General features: G+C 44.0%; 19 protein-coding genes. 11 read left to right on the top strand and 8 right to left on the bottom strand.

The features are described 5' to 3' along the window. Positions 1-55: 55 nt before the first annotated feature. From B5D35_RS19805 to B5D35_RS19780, 5 genes are all read right to left on the bottom strand, one after another. Positions 56-475: a DUF3164 family protein gene (locus B5D35_RS19805; RefSeq protein WP_078754224.1), complete on the bottom strand. Its 420-nt coding sequence runs from the start codon at positions 473-475 to the stop codon at positions 56-58. A gap of 27 nt (positions 476-502) precedes the next feature. Continuing rightward, positions 503-727, bottom strand: a complete 225-nt coding sequence (locus B5D35_RS19800) for a hypothetical protein (RefSeq protein WP_078754222.1) — start codon at positions 725-727, stop codon at positions 503-505. A 405-nt stretch (positions 728-1,132) separates the two neighbouring features. Beyond that, entirely contained in the window at positions 1,133-2,056 is a 924-nt protein-coding gene (locus B5D35_RS19790) for an AAA family ATPase (RefSeq protein ID WP_170915228.1), read from the bottom strand. An 18-nt stretch (positions 2,057-2,074) separates the two neighbouring features. Then, on the bottom strand, positions 2,075-4,108 hold the full coding sequence (locus tag B5D35_RS19785) for a transposase domain-containing protein (RefSeq protein WP_170915227.1): 2,034 nt from the start codon (positions 4,106-4,108) through the stop codon (positions 2,075-2,077). Between the two features lies 1 nt (position 4,109). Continuing rightward, positions 4,110-4,334, bottom strand: coding sequence for a helix-turn-helix domain-containing protein (locus tag B5D35_RS19780; protein ID WP_078754217.1), 225 nt, complete (start codon positions 4,332-4,334; stop codon positions 4,110-4,112). A 182-nt stretch (positions 4,335-4,516) separates the two neighbouring features. Between B5D35_RS19780 and B5D35_RS19775 the strand changes: the two genes are divergently transcribed. The 5 genes from B5D35_RS19775 to B5D35_RS19755 all read left to right on the top strand — a co-directional run bounded on the left by B5D35_RS19775 (position 4,517) and on the right by B5D35_RS19755 (position 8,031). Then, complete coding sequence (locus tag B5D35_RS19775) at positions 4,517-5,257, top strand: XRE family transcriptional regulator (RefSeq protein ID WP_078754215.1); 741 nt, start codon at positions 4,517-4,519, stop codon at positions 5,255-5,257. Between the two features lie 184 nt (positions 5,258-5,441). Then, positions 5,442-6,248 (top strand): lipocalin-like domain-containing protein, encoded by an 807-nt coding sequence (locus tag B5D35_RS19770; protein ID WP_269809056.1) that lies wholly within the window; start codon positions 5,442-5,444, stop codon positions 6,246-6,248. Between the two features lie 209 nt (positions 6,249-6,457). After that, on the top strand, positions 6,458-7,330 hold the full coding sequence (locus tag B5D35_RS19765; protein ID WP_078754211.1) for an aldo/keto reductase: 873 nt from the start codon (positions 6,458-6,460) through the stop codon (positions 7,328-7,330). Between the two features lie 130 nt (positions 7,331-7,460). Next, on the top strand, positions 7,461-7,781 hold the full coding sequence (locus tag B5D35_RS19760) for a YajG family lipoprotein (RefSeq protein ID WP_078754210.1): 321 nt from the start codon (positions 7,461-7,463) through the stop codon (positions 7,779-7,781). 13 nt (positions 7,782-7,794) lie between these two features. Next, positions 7,795-8,031, top strand: coding sequence for a putative periplasmic lipoprotein (locus tag B5D35_RS19755; protein ID WP_078754209.1), 237 nt, complete (start codon positions 7,795-7,797; stop codon positions 8,029-8,031). A gap of 138 nt (positions 8,032-8,169) precedes the next feature. Here B5D35_RS19755 and B5D35_RS19750 read toward each other — a convergent pair whose 3' ends face one another. Genes B5D35_RS19750 through B5D35_RS19745 form a run of 3 tightly spaced genes read right to left on the bottom strand, consistent with a single transcriptional unit; the run spans position 8,170 to position 11,584 of the window. After that, positions 8,170-9,099 carry an apurinic/apyrimidinic endonuclease family protein gene (locus tag B5D35_RS19750; RefSeq protein ID WP_198557095.1) on the bottom strand — a complete coding sequence of 310 codons (930 nt, stop codon included), beginning with the start codon at positions 9,097-9,099 and terminating at the stop codon, positions 8,170-8,172. Next, a complete protein-coding gene (locus tag B5D35_RS24625; protein ID WP_198557094.1) occupies positions 9,096-9,458 on the bottom strand; it encodes a hypothetical protein in 363 nt (120 codons plus the stop codon). Before B5D35_RS24625 ends, B5D35_RS19750 begins: the two co-directional genes overlap by 4 nt. Before the next feature lie 17 nt (positions 9,459-9,475). After that, the gene (locus B5D35_RS19745) at positions 9,476-11,584 is read right to left on the bottom strand and encodes a bifunctional rhamnulose-1-phosphate aldolase/short-chain dehydrogenase (protein WP_078754208.1); all 2,109 of its coding nucleotides are present in this window, start codon (positions 11,582-11,584) and stop codon (positions 9,476-9,478) included. A 209-nt stretch (positions 11,585-11,793) separates the two neighbouring features. On the opposite strand from B5D35_RS19745, the gene B5D35_RS19740 reads away from it, so the two are divergent. From B5D35_RS19740 to B5D35_RS19725, 6 genes are all read left to right on the top strand, one after another. Then, positions 11,794-12,582: a DeoR/GlpR family DNA-binding transcription regulator gene (locus B5D35_RS19740; protein WP_078754207.1), complete on the top strand. Its 789-nt coding sequence runs from the start codon at positions 11,794-11,796 to the stop codon at positions 12,580-12,582. A gap of 63 nt (positions 12,583-12,645) precedes the next feature. After that, the gene (locus tag B5D35_RS25310; protein ID WP_198557089.1) at positions 12,646-13,257 is read left to right on the top strand and encodes a substrate-binding domain-containing protein; all 612 of its coding nucleotides are present in this window, start codon (positions 12,646-12,648) and stop codon (positions 13,255-13,257) included. Positions 13,258-13,270: 13 nt separating this feature from the next. Further along, complete coding sequence (locus tag B5D35_RS25305; RefSeq protein WP_212567559.1) at positions 13,271-13,639, top strand: substrate-binding domain-containing protein; 369 nt, start codon at positions 13,271-13,273, stop codon at positions 13,637-13,639. A 201-nt stretch (positions 13,640-13,840) separates the two neighbouring features. Continuing rightward, entirely contained in the window at positions 13,841-15,079 is a 1,239-nt protein-coding gene (locus B5D35_RS19730) for a sugar ABC transporter ATP-binding protein (RefSeq protein WP_269809052.1), read from the top strand. An 18-nt stretch (positions 15,080-15,097) separates the two neighbouring features. Continuing rightward, complete coding sequence (locus tag B5D35_RS24610; protein WP_212567558.1) at positions 15,098-15,343, top strand: hypothetical protein; 246 nt, start codon at positions 15,098-15,100, stop codon at positions 15,341-15,343. A 2-nt stretch (positions 15,344-15,345) separates the two neighbouring features. Beyond that, the gene (locus tag B5D35_RS19725) at positions 15,346-15,783 is read left to right on the top strand and encodes an ABC transporter permease (protein ID WP_078754206.1); all 438 of its coding nucleotides are present in this window, start codon (positions 15,346-15,348) and stop codon (positions 15,781-15,783) included. Positions 15,784-15,856 lie beyond the last annotated feature (73 nt).

Raw genomic sequence — 15,856 nt, 5'->3', positions numbered from 1 at the left:
CTTACAGGACTGGGTATGCCTGAAACTCAGTATATTGCTTAAGAACCGAACAACTTTAGGCTGCCATGTCTTCCAACCGAATTAAGCAACAAAGCCCGTTGCCAGCCCAATCACTTAAACATTCATCAATGATGTTTTTAGCGATTTGCAGCTCTGGGCCAAAGTGCGTACTGTCTGCCACCTGAATCTTCACAACGTGCGCACCATCGTATGAGGTAAAGCTAACGTTGCCTTTCTTGCCGCCTACCTTGCGCTCGTACTTCTCAGCAAGCAAATCCATAAAGGCGTAGCAATCACCAAACGCTTGCTCTTTGAACTTACGTAATGCCTCTTGCTGCTCTTTGGCTTGATTAACCAAACGGATCACAAAGTCGTTCATTTCAAGGTCATGCGCTGGCACTTGGTTAATTGGTACATAGCGACCTTTGCGATCTAACATGCAGCCTTCAGGTACGTTATTGATTGTGTTTAACATGGTTGTATTCCTTATCTGATTTCAATATTAATGTGATTCCCAAACCACCAACTCACGAGCGTTAACTCGAAATGCATTCATGACTTTTTCAATGCCGTTGATGCTGGTTTTAATTTGTGTTGGTTCTTTCCCTTCTTTCAGTTCATCCGTTAACAGTAACGGGGAATCTGAGGTGACGATTTCGTTTTTACCTTGCTGCCTGCGACTGAGAACTCGACCGCCTGCGAGCCATACAAAGTGATCTGCAATCATGGTGTATTCCTTTTCGACTTCTGATTTCTATGGATTAGTTGCCTTGTGTAACCAATCGGTAAAATCTGATTAAGTTGTTCCACTTGATGCTCTGCCGTAGCTTGTTTGTTGTGATGGCGGCAATACCCACAGACACCATCATCATTCACTAACCATGCATCACATCGCTTTAAGCAAGAGAGGCACATTTTGGTGTGCGGCTTGCCTGTTGCCTTGTAAATGACTCGACCTCGCTTATAGCCTTTACTCTCAATCGAACCAAAATTCTTTAATCGCCAAATCGTATTAATCAGTTGCGGCGTCTTACATTTAGATCTCAATAAATCAATCAGTTGAAACCGTTCTAATTCACCGTACCGAGTAAGCGTTGCGATAATTTCATCCGAAACCTTACCCATAACGACCTCACTTAATGGAAGCGGTTAAATAATCAAATGATTGCTTCATGTGGGCTAATGACACCTCACAACCGCTTGAGTGGGCCATCGATAGCGACAATTTGATCACGTCGCCAAGGGTGCGCAGTTGACCATTTGTAGACGGCGTTACCTTCTTGGCGTAACTAATCATCTCGCCGTTCGTAATACCCCAAGCCTTTACATAAGCTTCGATATCATCCTTTGATGCTTCTGTAATCTTTGCTGGATGAATGATGCGTGACCAAACAGGCTTCATGTTGACGATTGAGCGAGTGGCACTCATGCGAGTTCGCACCATATCGTTACCCAATAACATCACACCTGCTTTACCTTCCGACAGGATGCGCAAGCCATTAAGTACGTCGTCTGATAGGTACTGAGCCTCATCAACAACAATCAAACCTTTTGCACCATCCAACTCTTTAGCGATAGCTTGAGACATACGCGCTACCGTCATGCCTTGAGTACGAATGCCAAGGCATTCACCTAATTCACCGAGAACAAAGCGAGAGGTCTTACAGAACGCCGAGGCGGTGATAATCCACACATTGCTATGAGTACGTTGATACTCTTTTGCTGCCATCGTTTTGCCAACACCAGAGCCTTCATAAGCCATTGACCAACGAGAGAGCGTTTGCGCTGTAGACATCAAGTTAATGATGCGCTTCGCCGTCGGTAGGTTAATAAAGCCAGGTTCACTTAAAGCCTGTTTAATGCTCTCTTTAAACTCGCCCTGTGTGCTTACCCATACTTGCAGCATTTCAAGGTACTTCTGCGAGTTACCAGGGTAAGAGCCTTTAAACAGACCACTTAAAATGGCCTCACCAAAGCCAGCTTGTTTCGCCAGTTGGCGATTACTCAAACCACTGGTTTCTTGTAGTTGTTTGACTTGTTCAATAATTTGATTCATCATTTATCCCGTTATTTTTTACTTATTCCCAAAGAGATGTACCAGTGAAGCGGTCACTTCATCGGAACTCATATCTACTTGCGGTTCAAAACTCGCGTCGTGTCCTACGGCGCGTTTTTCTTCCATAAATGAAACGTCCATATCTGGCACCATCTGAGAGATACCTGGAACCAATCCGCCCAACTCATCACTCGACTTATCGCTGGTGGCTAAACGCTTCAATTCTTCTTTCGATAACAAGCCCATTTGTGAAACCATAAACTCTGCACTGCTTAGCGCTTCTTCTTGCATTAGGCTTTGGCGTCTTGCCGCTGATAAATCATTAAATGCCACGTCACCGTTTAGTGGGATTGGGCCAATGAATTTACCGTCCTCACCATACGCATAAACCTGCTTGGTTAAGTCGTATGGGTTAAAGCGAAGGTTGACCTTGCCACCAATGTATTCAAACAATAAACGGCTTGAATATCGGTTCGTTCTGCCTTGACTGTAACGTCCTGCATTTAACTCAACTAAGCCACCCTCATGAACCCTGACGGCTTTCTGGGTGCGCAGCAGACATAAGCGCAATTGTGTGTCTGTTGGCTTGCGAATCTGACTAACCGCATAGCTTTGCTCAAACACTTGTTTATAGCTGTAGATGCCACGGGCTAGTTCAGTGCGGCGCTTCGCTTCTTCATTCCATTCAGCAACCCATTGCGAGAACATCTCAACCACCAAATCAATGTGTACTGAGGTTTCGCCATAGTTCGCAGGCTTATCAACCACCGAAGAACCTGTATACGCGCCAGTAAAAGCAGGGTGACGCTCAAACTGACCGATACCGCCTTTACTGTGAAATAGACGCTCGATTGGTTTTGACCTTGCGTTACCTTTACGGCCTACGTTGTCATCCTCAACCAACGACCAGCTCACACTTGAACCCATTGCCGTGATTGCGCCTTCCACTTCGGCGGTGTCGAATTTCTTATGAACCAAACCGTTTTTCGTTTGCTTCGGTCTGCTCATTCGACCTGTCATCGCTTCACCAAGAGAAGCTGATGCTCTATCGAGAACAAACAAATCAGGGATACCGAAGTTTGAAACCATGTTGTAAAGCGCAATACCTAACATCTCTGTGTTCTCTGAGATATCGATGGAGTAACCCACAATCATTGAGCTGTAGACATCTTGGAACGCCCACACTGTCGGCCTGATTACCTTGCCACCATCTTCTAAATGCACACGTAATCTGAACGTATGACCATCACCACTAACGATTTGCATTGCGTGTAGACCTTCACGGCTACGGCGTTGTGCAGGGATTAGTGTTTGCTTAGCAGCAAAGCGACCGCCACGAGTCAAGGTGATCACCTCGCTAGGGATATGCTTATCAACCCATGCCTTAACTGTGCCGCTGCAAGGAATTGCCCAACCGTTGCGACTTGCTGCTTGCTCTAATCGACGGTAACACTCCGCATGAACAGGTTGCTCAGGGCGAAGAAAATCAGCTTTAAAGAAAGACCATGCTTCTGGCGAGAACTCAGCAAAGCGAGTAACCGCTAAACCTTGCTTATCCACTAACGCCGCTAGCCAATCCTCAACAGGGATTTTGTTTTTTTGCAGACCAGGTGCGATATAAAACCAACGATGCACCGCGCCATAAGAGTGACCAAAGAACTCCGCAGCTTCACGCATGGCTGCTTTCATCTTGGTATTGTTGTTCTCAACTAAACCTTTAACGAATAAGCACACCTCAAGACGTTTTTTAGCTCGGTCTTTCTTGGCATCAGATGAGCAATCAAAATCGAACCACAATTCATCAGAAGATATCTGTTCGCTCTTTGCTGGCGCTTGCACTTCGATAGCATCTGCTTGTTTTTTTGCATCACGTTGGATCAAAAACAAACGTGTCGCTTCTGGTAAACAATCAATGTGGTATTCAAAAGCTTTAGAACCTTCACACTTACGTTTTTGATGATCTAGTGCCAATTTATTCAATTTATTTCGAACGTTATGTATACGCGTTGGCATTCCTGCTAACCCTAGGCAATCTTTCGCTGTTACAAACATCTTAGATAACCTCATTTGCATAACGACTAGGCCAAATATCATGAGGCTGAACATCCAATGCTTCTGCGATTATTCTTTCACCTTTAGGCCATGGTCTATTCAATGCATTAGATAATGTCGTTGGAGCCAACCCTGCTTGGATAGAAAGTGTTTTTACGGTAACGCCTTTTTTATGAAGCGCAGCAACAATGTCAATTCGATGCATATCGTTTTTTTCAATCAACATAATGATCTCCTACCTATTTCTTTGCTAAGATAGTTAGTTACACAACTAACCATTGGCATTTAAATTCGATACTAAGTTTCTGAGCTAAATACTTGATCGAATTAATCTGCGAGTCAAGCATTCTCATTCGGTTTTTTATCCGATTTTGAGTTTGCGATAAACTTTGATCTAAAAGGCTTTATATGTCAGATACTTACAAAGAAAAGACTCTCGAAAAAAAAAACGAGCAAGATCGGTTTTTTCAAGTTGATATAAAAAACCGCTTTATTGCACGTTTAGAAGACGCAATGAATGGTGAAGCTAACGTGGCGTTCGCACAAAAATGCGGAATATCAGAAGCTACCATTAGAAAATACCGAAAAGGCGAGACGACGCCCAATCTAGAAAACCTAGAAGCGATAGCTAAAGTTGCCAATAAGCCTATCTGGTGGTTTTTAAGCGAAGATACAGAATCGAAAGAAATTGAAGTAAAGCCCCCTTCAATTCCCGTGACGTTTATAGATAAGTTCGAAATCGTAGCCTCTGCTGGCTATGGCTCTTACATAGATTCTGAAAGCGTAATAGACGAATTCCCTTTCACTGACGCTTACTTGAGGCGACATAGGCTGTCTTCTGCTGATTTATGTATCATTGAATCCAGAGGCGATAGCATGGAGCCTACAATTGAAAGCGGAGCCGATTTGCTAATCAACCGAAAAGAATTTAGTCCATACAAAGTGGTTCATGGTGTTCATGTTCTTAATTTAGATGGTGAACTAAAGGTGAAGCGGCTTGAGTTTGACTTGATGAGAGATGGATATAGGATCATCAGTGACAACTCCTTATACGAAGAAGACTTTCTACCTAGAAGTGAACTCGAACGACTACGGATTATAGGCGAAGTTGCAATGGTACTTGGGAAGCCCTCTGACTATACCGTTTAGATTCGGCATAAAAGATCATCGAATACCACATGAAGAGCAACTACAGAGGTGCTTGCTCTTTTCATGATTAAGAGTGTTATCTTATATTTGATAATTAACCTAGCACAAAGAACTGTGTAATCAGCAATCACTAGCAATCTCAAGGCATGAGGCCATCCGAGTAAAATAACATTCTTTTTAGTTTATAAGTTTATCTCTCAAAGGTGAGAAGTGGAATAACCAGCATATCTATATGGCGCACGCGGTGCTTACTACCTCTGATAAGGTGTATAGCTCAGAGCGATTTGCTCGCGGAGGAATAGGGCAAGCTGGTGTATCCACGAGTCCATTCTCTGTTTGGCTAGATGATTGGCAATGGACATCTGAATCAAACGAACCGTTTCCAGCCAAGCTTGTGGCGGGTGAGCATAACTTCGATTTCAATCTCAATATGACGTTGACACAGAAAGAGGTGCTTCAGGGTGTAGATGGTTATAGCCAGAAGCACGCGACCTTAAACGTGGCGTCTTACTATTTCAGTGTGCCTGCTGTTAACGTCGTCGGCACATTGAACATTGACGGCGTGGACGTCGAAGTGACCGGAAAAGGTTGGATTGATCGAGAGTGGAGTACCAAGGCGCTCAATGACGATCAAAAGGGTTGGGACTGGTTTGCTCTGCAATTTGACGACGGTGACTCATTGGTGATGGTTCAGGTTCGCAGCGAAAATGGTCCACATCGATTTGGGTCGCTAACAAGCGCGAAGGGCGAGACGTCTATGTTAAAGCCAGAAGACATAGAGACGATGCCATTGTCATTCACTAAAGTCGGCTCGGGTCGCTATGTCCCTACACATTGGAAATTAGCGTTGCCTAATCATGGCGTGATGATTGAGACAGTGCCATTGAACAGCCAAAATTGGCTTGCTTTTGCTTTTCCCTATTGGGAAGGACCGGTTGAAGTTACAGGCTCAAAGAAAGGTGTTGGCTTTATGGAAGCAACAGGCTACTAGTTTCAACGAACTCTTCGCTAACTCAAATAGGACGCTTTTGCGTCCTTTGTTCTTCATAGCTGAGAAAAATTCAGTATAAGCCGCTTTTCCTGCACGACTGCTTTGTAATTCATTGAGCAAAATACCGACCATGTCTATGGTTAACAATGTGATTACAAAAGTGCAACCTCTGTAATCTATGCACTTAGCCCACCCGCAGAGGAGATTTCATGTTCCCTGTCATATTAGGTACCGCAAAATTTGGGACGTTCACGGATCGTGAACAAAGTTACTCTGTGTTAGACAGGTTTGTAGAGCTCGGTGGAGAACGTCTAGATACCGCCAACAATTATGCATGCTGGCATCCAGACGGTGAAGGTGGGGAAAGCGAGAAGCTTATTGGTGAATGGCTGAAGACACGGCGCCGTGATGATTTGCATATTATGACAAAAATAGGCGCCCAGTCTGTTGATGGGTTTACGTATAACGAATTAGACGGTTTGTCCCGAGACAATATTCGCCGATCGGTTGATGATTGTTTAACCCGATTGCAAACTGACTATATCGATACCTTGTATGCGCATGTTGATGATCTCAATACGCCATTGCTTGAAACATGGAAAGAGATGAGTGCACTCGTTGCCGAAGGGACGGTTAGGCAGCTTGGAATTTCAAACTATACGGAAGCGAGAATGCTTCTGCTTGTGAATGTAATTCAAGAGCACGGACTTGTTCCATTCAATCAAGCGCAATACCGCTACTCTCTGATCACACCGAATTCAGATGCGCAATTTGGTCCGCAGATTGTGATGAATGAACATCTGTTCGGCGCGTTAAATGGCTTACCGTTCAAACCTGAAATAATAGGCTATAGCCCGCTGATGGACGGTTACTTTGAGCAGTCACCTGATGAGCTTCCAGAAGCCTATGACAATTTGATAAATTGTATCCTTCTGGAAGAGTTACAAACCGCAGCGAAAGAAAAGGGGGTCTCGACATCGGCTCTCGTTCTTAAACATATGTCTGACTATGGAATTACACCGGTAACAGCAACTTCGTCCCCAGATTTGTTGAATACGAACTTAAAATTACTTATTTCGTGACTTAACGATGATTTGATGTGGTATCTGAACTGAATGAAACAGTTTGAATTATCTTAGTTTATACTAAGAGCATATGCTACCTTGTGGTTATGCTAAAGCTGACATTAGTGAATAGAAACAGGTACCTACCATGAAAGCACTTTTTCCTATCCTTGCTACGATTTTGCTTGCAGGGTGCTCATCGCCAAAAGATCCCATTGATGAGCGTATTGATACCTCAATAAAACTTTGTCACAGTGATAGTACAAAAGCCTACTCATTCACTGAAGATGGCCTGAGAGTAATGTGTTACAACGGCAGTTCTTACGTTATTAGAGGCGATATTTCGGTCGATAATATTGTAGAAATGGATAGGGTTTATTGTTCCAGCATGGGCATCCGAGATTTTCAGTCGAGTGAAGATGGCGAAATATTGCTCTCGTGCAATGATGGCTCAAATTACGTTTTATAAAGAGAAAGTATAAATGAAAAAAATACTAGCGATGGCAGTGGCAGGACTTGTTTTAAGTGGATGCTCTTCAATTGAAACCGCTGAGTCGATGCCTAACCCTGATCAGCGAGTCGTCGATAGCCGCCTGAATATTTCTACTGATTTGAATGCGACCTATTGTGAAGGTAAAGGCTTCGAGAAGTTCATGGAGCGCGATAAATTCTACACATTTACCTGTAAAGATGGATCTTTCTTCAATATTGCGAAGTGATTTCACCACTTTTACTGCTTGTTTTAAGAAGCGCCGACAGGGTTCGGCGCTTTTTTCTATCATTAAACTTCATTGTACGGCCCAAAATTCCAAGCTGGCCTAAACTTGCGCTTTCTGCCTCATCAACAGAAAATACAATCAAACAATGCCTGAACCTGTACGTTTAGACTCTGGCCGATTTTTGCCACAGATAGAGCGATAGCCACTTTTCCGATAAACCTCTATTGGTTCTATTGCACCGCCAGATTGGTAGCGAGCCATTTGTAAAATGGGCTCTACATCTAGATTGTATGCGGATTTTAACGTTGCCTGTGCCATCAGTGCGTCATTTGCTTCTTGATACTGATGCAGAGCAGTGCGGTTTACTAATAACGCTTTGATGAATGCCCGTTGTACTTCTGCTGCACTGTAGATGAGGCTTTCGATAGGGTCGGTAACATTGTGCGACTGGTCGAGCATATAAAAAGGTGAAAAAGTACCGTTTCGTTGGCTTATTTTTACCAGTTCATTAAACACCAAAAATAGCTGGTAAGGGTTGATAGACCCACTATCTAAATCATCGTCGCCATACTTGCTGTCATTAAAGTGAAAACCACCCAGCTTTCCAAATTGAGCGAGTCTAGCGACAATCATCTCTATATTTACACTTGGTGCGTGGTGGCCAAGATCAACCAGGCATTGGCATCGTTTACCAATTTCGGTTGCGGCCAAGTATGAGCTTCCCCAGTCCTGTATCACGGTTGAATAAAATGCGGGCTCAAAGATCTTATGCTCCAGCAACATTGTCCAGTCAGGAGGAAGCGCAGCATAGATTTCTTTTGTTGAATCAAGATAGCGAGCAAAGGATCGCGTGAAATCCTGTTGGCCGGGGAAATTTGAGCCATCTCCAACCCAGACAGTTAACGCGTTTGAACCCAGCTTTCGACCAAGTTCTATCACATCGATATTGTGTTGAATTGCCTGTTCTCGTACTTGTTCCTGTGAAGCACTTAAGCTTCCATACTTATATGTCTCTTTTTGGTCCAATTGGTCTTGAAAAGTATTGGAGTTCATAGCGTCGAATTTCAAGTTACGCGCCTCGGTGTAGGCGCGAAGCTCCGATGGATCAGTCGCCGATCCCATGGAATATGAAGGGATACCGCAGGCGTTGCTTGGCCGAGTTGATTCACCACAGAGCAATCATCTATCTTCTCAAAAATATTGCGAGGTTCACCGTTTCCAGGAAAGCGGGCAAAACGCGTTCCTCCTGTGCCTAAACCCCATGAAGGAAGTGCAACAGCGAAGCCTTTTGCACTTTCACATACCTTCTCTATATCGACATTGGTGCGAGACAATTTTTCAGCGAGCGCATCGTAATCGGCGTGGAGTTGATAACGCAATGTTGCGTTTTCTTCACTGACCAATTCTTGCTCTATCATCGTTGTCATTGTAATGCTCCCTTTAATCAACGTGTGAACGAGGGTGCATGCCCCGCATCGACATTTAATATATTTCCTGTGGATTTTCCCGATTTGTCAGATACAAAGAAGTAAATGCCCTCAGCAATATCTTCCGGAAGTACATTTAGTTTTAGCATACTGCGCAGGCGGTAGTGTTCCTCCAGACTATCCTCGCTCAAGTTATAGGCTGTGGCGCGTTCTTCTTTCCATTTACCCGTCCAAATCTTAGAGCCTTTAAGCACTGCATCGGGGTTAACGACGTTCGCACGAATTCCCCATTGCGCACCTTCGATTGCTACACAACGTGCTAGCTGAATTTCCGCCGCCTTGGCGGCACAATAGGCGGAAGCATTGATTGAGGGTACCAACCCATTTTTGCTGGCAATAAACACAAAGGAACCGCCAGTATTCTGCGTTTTTAGCTTCTTAAATCCTTCGCGTGACACTAAGAAGTAGCCTGTAGAAAGAATTGATTGATTGAAGTGCCAAGTGTCTATTGTCGTTTCATCTAATGCTGATGATGAAGCGATACCTGCATTGGAAATGACAATATCTACCCCGCCGAATCGATGTGATACAAATGCAAAAGCATCAATAACATCTTGCTCAGAGGTGACATCCATTTTGAAACCATCAATTTGATCTAATGAGTAAACATCGCCGAGTTTTGCAACGCTTTGATCTAAACTCTCTTGATCGATATCTGCTAAAAGCACGCAAGCACCTTCAGAAAGCAACTTCTCTGCTGTGGCTAAACCGATACCACCCGCTCCACCTGTAATTAATGCGACTTTCCCAGCAAGCGATTTTGGTTTTGGCATGCGCTGAAGTTTTGCTTCCTCAAGAAGCCAGTATTCGATATTAAATGCTTCTTGCTCTGGTAAGCCCACATAGTCGCCAACGGCGGATGCTCCACGCATTACATTGATGGCATTTACATAGAATTCTCCCGCGATACGCGCTGTTGCTTTGTCCTTGGCGAAAGTCAGCATGCCGACACCGGGTATTAAATAGACGATGGGGTTTGCATCACGCATCGCTGGGCTATTTTCGTTTTTGCAGCGCTCATAGTAAGCAGCGTAGTCTGCACGATACGTCTCTAGCCGAGCGTCTAATTGGGAGATTAGCTGTTCTAAATCAGGTGAATCAGGATTGAATTCCAATACTAATGGTCTGATTTTTGTTCTCAAAAAGTGATCGGGGCAGGAGGTGCCCAAAAACGACAACGTGAAAAGCTGGGCACTATTTACAAACGCCAACACCTCTGGGCAATCATTGAAATGTCCAATCTGCTGTTGATGAGCACTGGTTTTTCCGCGAATGATCGGCATCAGTTCTGATGCGATTTCGAGGCGTCGTTCGGTGGGTAGGGACGTGTGCTTATTACCACCGAAACAGGCGGTACCCTCCAATTTATTATCTAACCAACGTTGTGCTTTGTTTATGATAGTGAGAGATAACCGGTAACATGCTTCAGATGTGTCAGCCCAAGTAAACAAGCCGTGAGATTCTAAGACGACGCCCTTGAGGTGTGGGTTTTCAGTCACTATCTTTTCTAGCTCTAAACCCAGTATAAAACCTGGACGACGCCAAGGTAACCAACCGATTTCACCATCAAAAATTTCCTCTGTCATCGCTTTGCTTTGGGTACTGGCAGCAATTGCAATAACTGCATCAGGGTGGAGGTGATCAACGTGCTTGTAGGGGATATAAGCGTGAAGAGGTGTATCTATACTCGCAGCACGGTTGTTTAGGTTAAAAGTACAATGGGGAAGGTAGCCGACCATTTCATCCTCAAACTCTTCGCCTCTATAAAGCGTTTTCAATTGGCTTAGCTTGTCGAGGTAGAGCGTGGAAAATCCGTCACTTTTTATACTTCCAATATCACCGCCTGACCCTTTTACCCAGAGAACCTCAACAGGCTCTCCGCTAATGGGGTCTTTAGACATGATTTTTGCGGATGTATTGCCACCACCATAATTTGTCACTCTTTTATCTGAGCCAAGAAGGTTTGAACGATAAATCAGCAAATCAGATTCGCTCCTCCCCAATGCGTATTCCTTGTCCCATAGGTTTGGGATAGGCGTGTTATTGTTAGAATCCGAACCAGTCATTGAGAATGCCCCCTATTAGGTTTTGTGAGTCGTTTGCTTAATCGGCATAATGGCGTGACCGATTATGCTTGGAATTAATAGCATAATGACTGAATGTGATTGTTGCAAGTGAAAAATGACAACCTAAAGCAAACAAAAAGATCACAAAGTTGTAATTTTGGCTTGTTTTTATCTTGATTATGACCGATATTGATTGAAGGAGGTTGATTATGCATGAAAGAGAGCGCCACAGAATTATCATTGCGGAAACTGCAGAACGACCTGTCGTGACGGTAAGTTATTTAGTGGAGTTACTGGGTTCTTCAGAAGCGACAATTCGAAGAGATATTAATACGCTGCATAAAGAAGGTCGTTTGATAAGAGTCCGAGGGGGGGCAGAGGCATTAAGTCCTCCCACATCTACATTTTTAGCGGGCAGGCCTTTCGCAATCAGTCAAACCATTAATGCAGAGCCGAAACATCTCATTGCAAAAGCGGCTGCAGTGCTTTGCGATGATGGTGATTCCATCATTATCGGTGGTGGTAGCACGGCTTTTATGATGGCCGAGCATTTAAAAAACCGGAATATGCAAGTGATGACCAATTCATTTGTGATTGCAGAATACCTATTAAAAAACAGCAAAAACGTCGTAAATCTTCCTGCAGGAAAAGTATATCCAGATCAGAATTTGATATTGAGCCCGTTTGAGGAAGATGGAACAAAGAGTTTTTGTGCATCAAAGATTTTTTTTGGTGCTCAGGGTGTTGGCCCGATGGGCGTAATGGAGACGGATCCGCAAGTTGCGCAAGGAACTAGCCGATTGATGAAACAGGCAGAGCAAAGAGTCTTATTAGTAGACAGCTCAAAATTCAAGCAAAGAAGCAGCTTGATTCTCTGTCCCCTGAGAGAAATAAACATCGTGATAACCGATCGAAATTTAGATGCTGAATCTCGTGAATTAATTCAAGAGCAGGGGTGTAGCCTTATTATTGCTGAAGAGGTTATTCCCGAGGATTGATGGCGTTGCCTTCATATGTTGAGGGTAATGGACAGTGACATATGAAAGATGGAGTACGCACATATGCTAGTTAATAAACTTTTCACAACAGCTATCGTTGTAGCATCGGTCACCTTTGCAGGTATCGCGAATGCCGAAAATACGCGTATTGGCTTAGTTGTTAAGGCTTTAGGTATTGGTTTTTTTGAAGCTGCAGCAGAAGGTGCTAACGAAGCAGCAAAGGAACTTGGTAATACAGAAGTGATATACACAGGTCCTACTACCACGACTGCTGAAGGCCAAATCGAAGTAATCAATTCATTAATTGCCCAAAAAGTCGATGCAATTGCCGTTTCAGCAAACGATGCTGATGCGCTAGTTCCGATCCTCAAAAAAGCGCAGCAACGTGGCATCAAAGTTATTTCATGGGACTCCGGCGTCGCCAACGAAGGCCGCCAGGTGCACCTTAATCCTTCGAGTAACACTCTGATTGGTGAAATGAATATCAAGCTTGCAGATGAGGCTGTGCGTGCAAGTGGTTCTGACGCGGGTGATATTGCCATCTTAAGCGCAACGCCCACTTCAACGAACCAGAATATTTGGATAGAGGAGATGAAGAAAGTACTGCCTCAGTATCCCGGCCTTAAATTAGTCAGAACTGTATATGGCGATGACTTAGCAGATAAGTTATCGTGAAGCGGTTGGGCTGTTGAAGACGTATCCGAACCTCAAAGCGATTGTCGCTCCGACATCTGTAGGTATTGTGGCTGCAGCTCAGGCTGTAAAAGATGAAGGTAAAATTGGTCAGGTTTATGTAACAGGGCTAGGGCTGCCATCTGAGTTAGCAGGTCATGTTGATAGTGGTGCAGTTAAAAGCTTCGCTATCTGGAACCCAATTGACCTTGGCTATGCAGCAACGATGATTTCACACAATCTCGTTCACGATAATGCATCGACTAAGCAAGTAGGGATGGGTCGCATGGGCGTTGCCACGCTTGATGAAAATGGGAATGCCGCCATGGCTGAACCGTTTATTTACGACGCTTCAAACGTACATGATTTTGCAGACGTATTTTAAGGTCTTCTTTGACGTGAGGGCAGGCGATGAGCCTGCCTTGATTTAACGTCAAACATTCGAAAAATCGCAGTTGGTCACGCAGGCTAAAATACTAAGACGAGGCATGAATTCTAGGTCACTCCCTTAGCGAATACCTTGGGGATATCAAGCCAAATAGGAAAGATTTCAACGTAAAGGTGTCGATGAGAGAAGGATATTCAGATGACTACCACTACGCCACTTCTTGCTCTAAATGGGATCACTAAATCGTTTCCTGGTGTCAAAGCACTGAATAGTGTCAATCTTGAGCTGTACGCAGGTCAGGTAGTGGCACTGATTGGTGAAAATGGTGCTGGCAAATCTACTCTCGTAAAAACGATAACCGGTATTTATCAAGCTGATGAAGGAAAGGTGTTTTTCGATGGTGAGTCTGTAGACATATTGAATCCAGAATCTGCTCGTTCAATGGGTATCACTGCGATTCACCAAGAAACAGTCCTATTTGATGAATTAACGGTTACCGAAAACATTTTTGCTGGGCATTACCTTCGCAAAGGCCGCTGGGGCATGTTGGATTGGCCAAAAATGCATAAAAAGGCGAGGAAAATACTTCTCGATATAGAGGCACCGGTTGATCCAAAAGCAAGGCTCAAACAGCTGAGTATTGGCCAGCGCCATATGGTCGCCATTGCTCGTGCTCTCTCATTTGACGCGCGAGTGGTAATTTTAGATGAGCCAACAGCAGCATTGTCTTTTCACGAAATTGAAGAGCTATATAAGATTGTTGAGCGACTGAAAGCTCAGGGTTGCGCGATCCTTTTTATCTCCCACAAATTTGATGAAATATTTCGAATCGCGGACCGATACACTGTTTATAGAGACGGTTGCTACATAGCTCAAGGGGATATAGAACAAACAAGCGAAGCTGAACTCGTCACATTGATGGTTGGTCGAACCGTTGATCAGGTTTATCCCAAAGGTGGCGCTGAGATTAAAGCCACGATATTGGAGGTTTGCAACTTAAGTCATCCCACTGAATTTGACAATATTAGCTTTCAACTTAGACGCGGTGAAATACTGGGTTTCTATGGGTTGGTTGGCGCAGGCCGTACAGAACTCATGCAGGCTATTTTTGGTGTATCTAAAGGAATGAAAGGGAATGTTTTCCTTGATGGGCAAGAAATTACAATAAACTCTCCAGCGGAAGCGATTCGTCATGGCATCGTTTATGTTCCGGAAGAAAGGCAAGCACAAGGTGCAATCATACAGCTGCCTATTTATCAAAATATTGGCCTACCTCAACTTGACCAAATTAATTCTCAAGGTCTCTTAAATGATTCCAATGAATATAATCTTGCTCAAAAATACGCAAAGCGACTCCATGTTAAAGCGCCAAATTTATATGAAAAAGTCGAGAATCTCTCCGGTGGAAATCAGCAAAAAGTTGTTATCGGGAAGTAGTTAGCGACAGCGCCGAAGGTGATCATATTAGATGAACCAACAAAAGGGATTGATATTGGTTCGAAAGCGGCTGTGTATCACTTTATGTCGGACCTCGTAAAAGAAGGCTTAGCCGTGATCATGGTGTCTTCTGAACTTTCGGAAGTGATGGGAATGTCTGACCGGATAGTTGTAATGCACGAGGGGCTTAGTGTGGCTGAGTTTGAACAGGAGGATTTCTCAGCAGAGAAAATAGTATCGGCAGCGACGGGATGGGAGCATTAACCATGGACTACTTACCAAAACGTCGAGAGTCACTTCTTAGTGCTGTCATACTCTTGCTGATTGTATTGATATCATTGCTTAACCCGAGTTTTATCAGCCCCGAGAATTTGCTCTCAGTGTATACAGACACGGCCATTTTGATCATTCTCGCGTTAGGCCAAATGCTGGTTATATTGACGCGTTGTATCGATCTGTCTGTTGCGGCCAATGTGGCACTAACGGGTATGACGATGGCCATGCTTAATAGCATATATCCTGATTTATCGTTGGTCGTCATCCTATTTATTGGGATTGGATTTGGTGTACTTCTTGGGATGTTTAATGGATTTTTAGTTTGGAAACTGAATATACCCTCTATCGTCGTTACTCTGGGTACGATGAGTATTTATCGTGGATTTGTATTCCTCATTAGTGATGGTGAGTGGGGCTTTGTTGCTTAAATCGATGGAACTAAATCTAGAAGCTACGATCTGATCGGCTACACCCATCAATCGTCGTAGTCTCATGTCTAAA

Source organism: Enterovibrio nigricans DSM 22720 (assembly GCF_900167155.1).
GTDB lineage: Bacteria > Pseudomonadota > Gammaproteobacteria > Enterobacterales > Vibrionaceae > Enterovibrio > Enterovibrio nigricans.
This window is presented reverse-complemented; position numbering and strand designations above follow the sequence as displayed.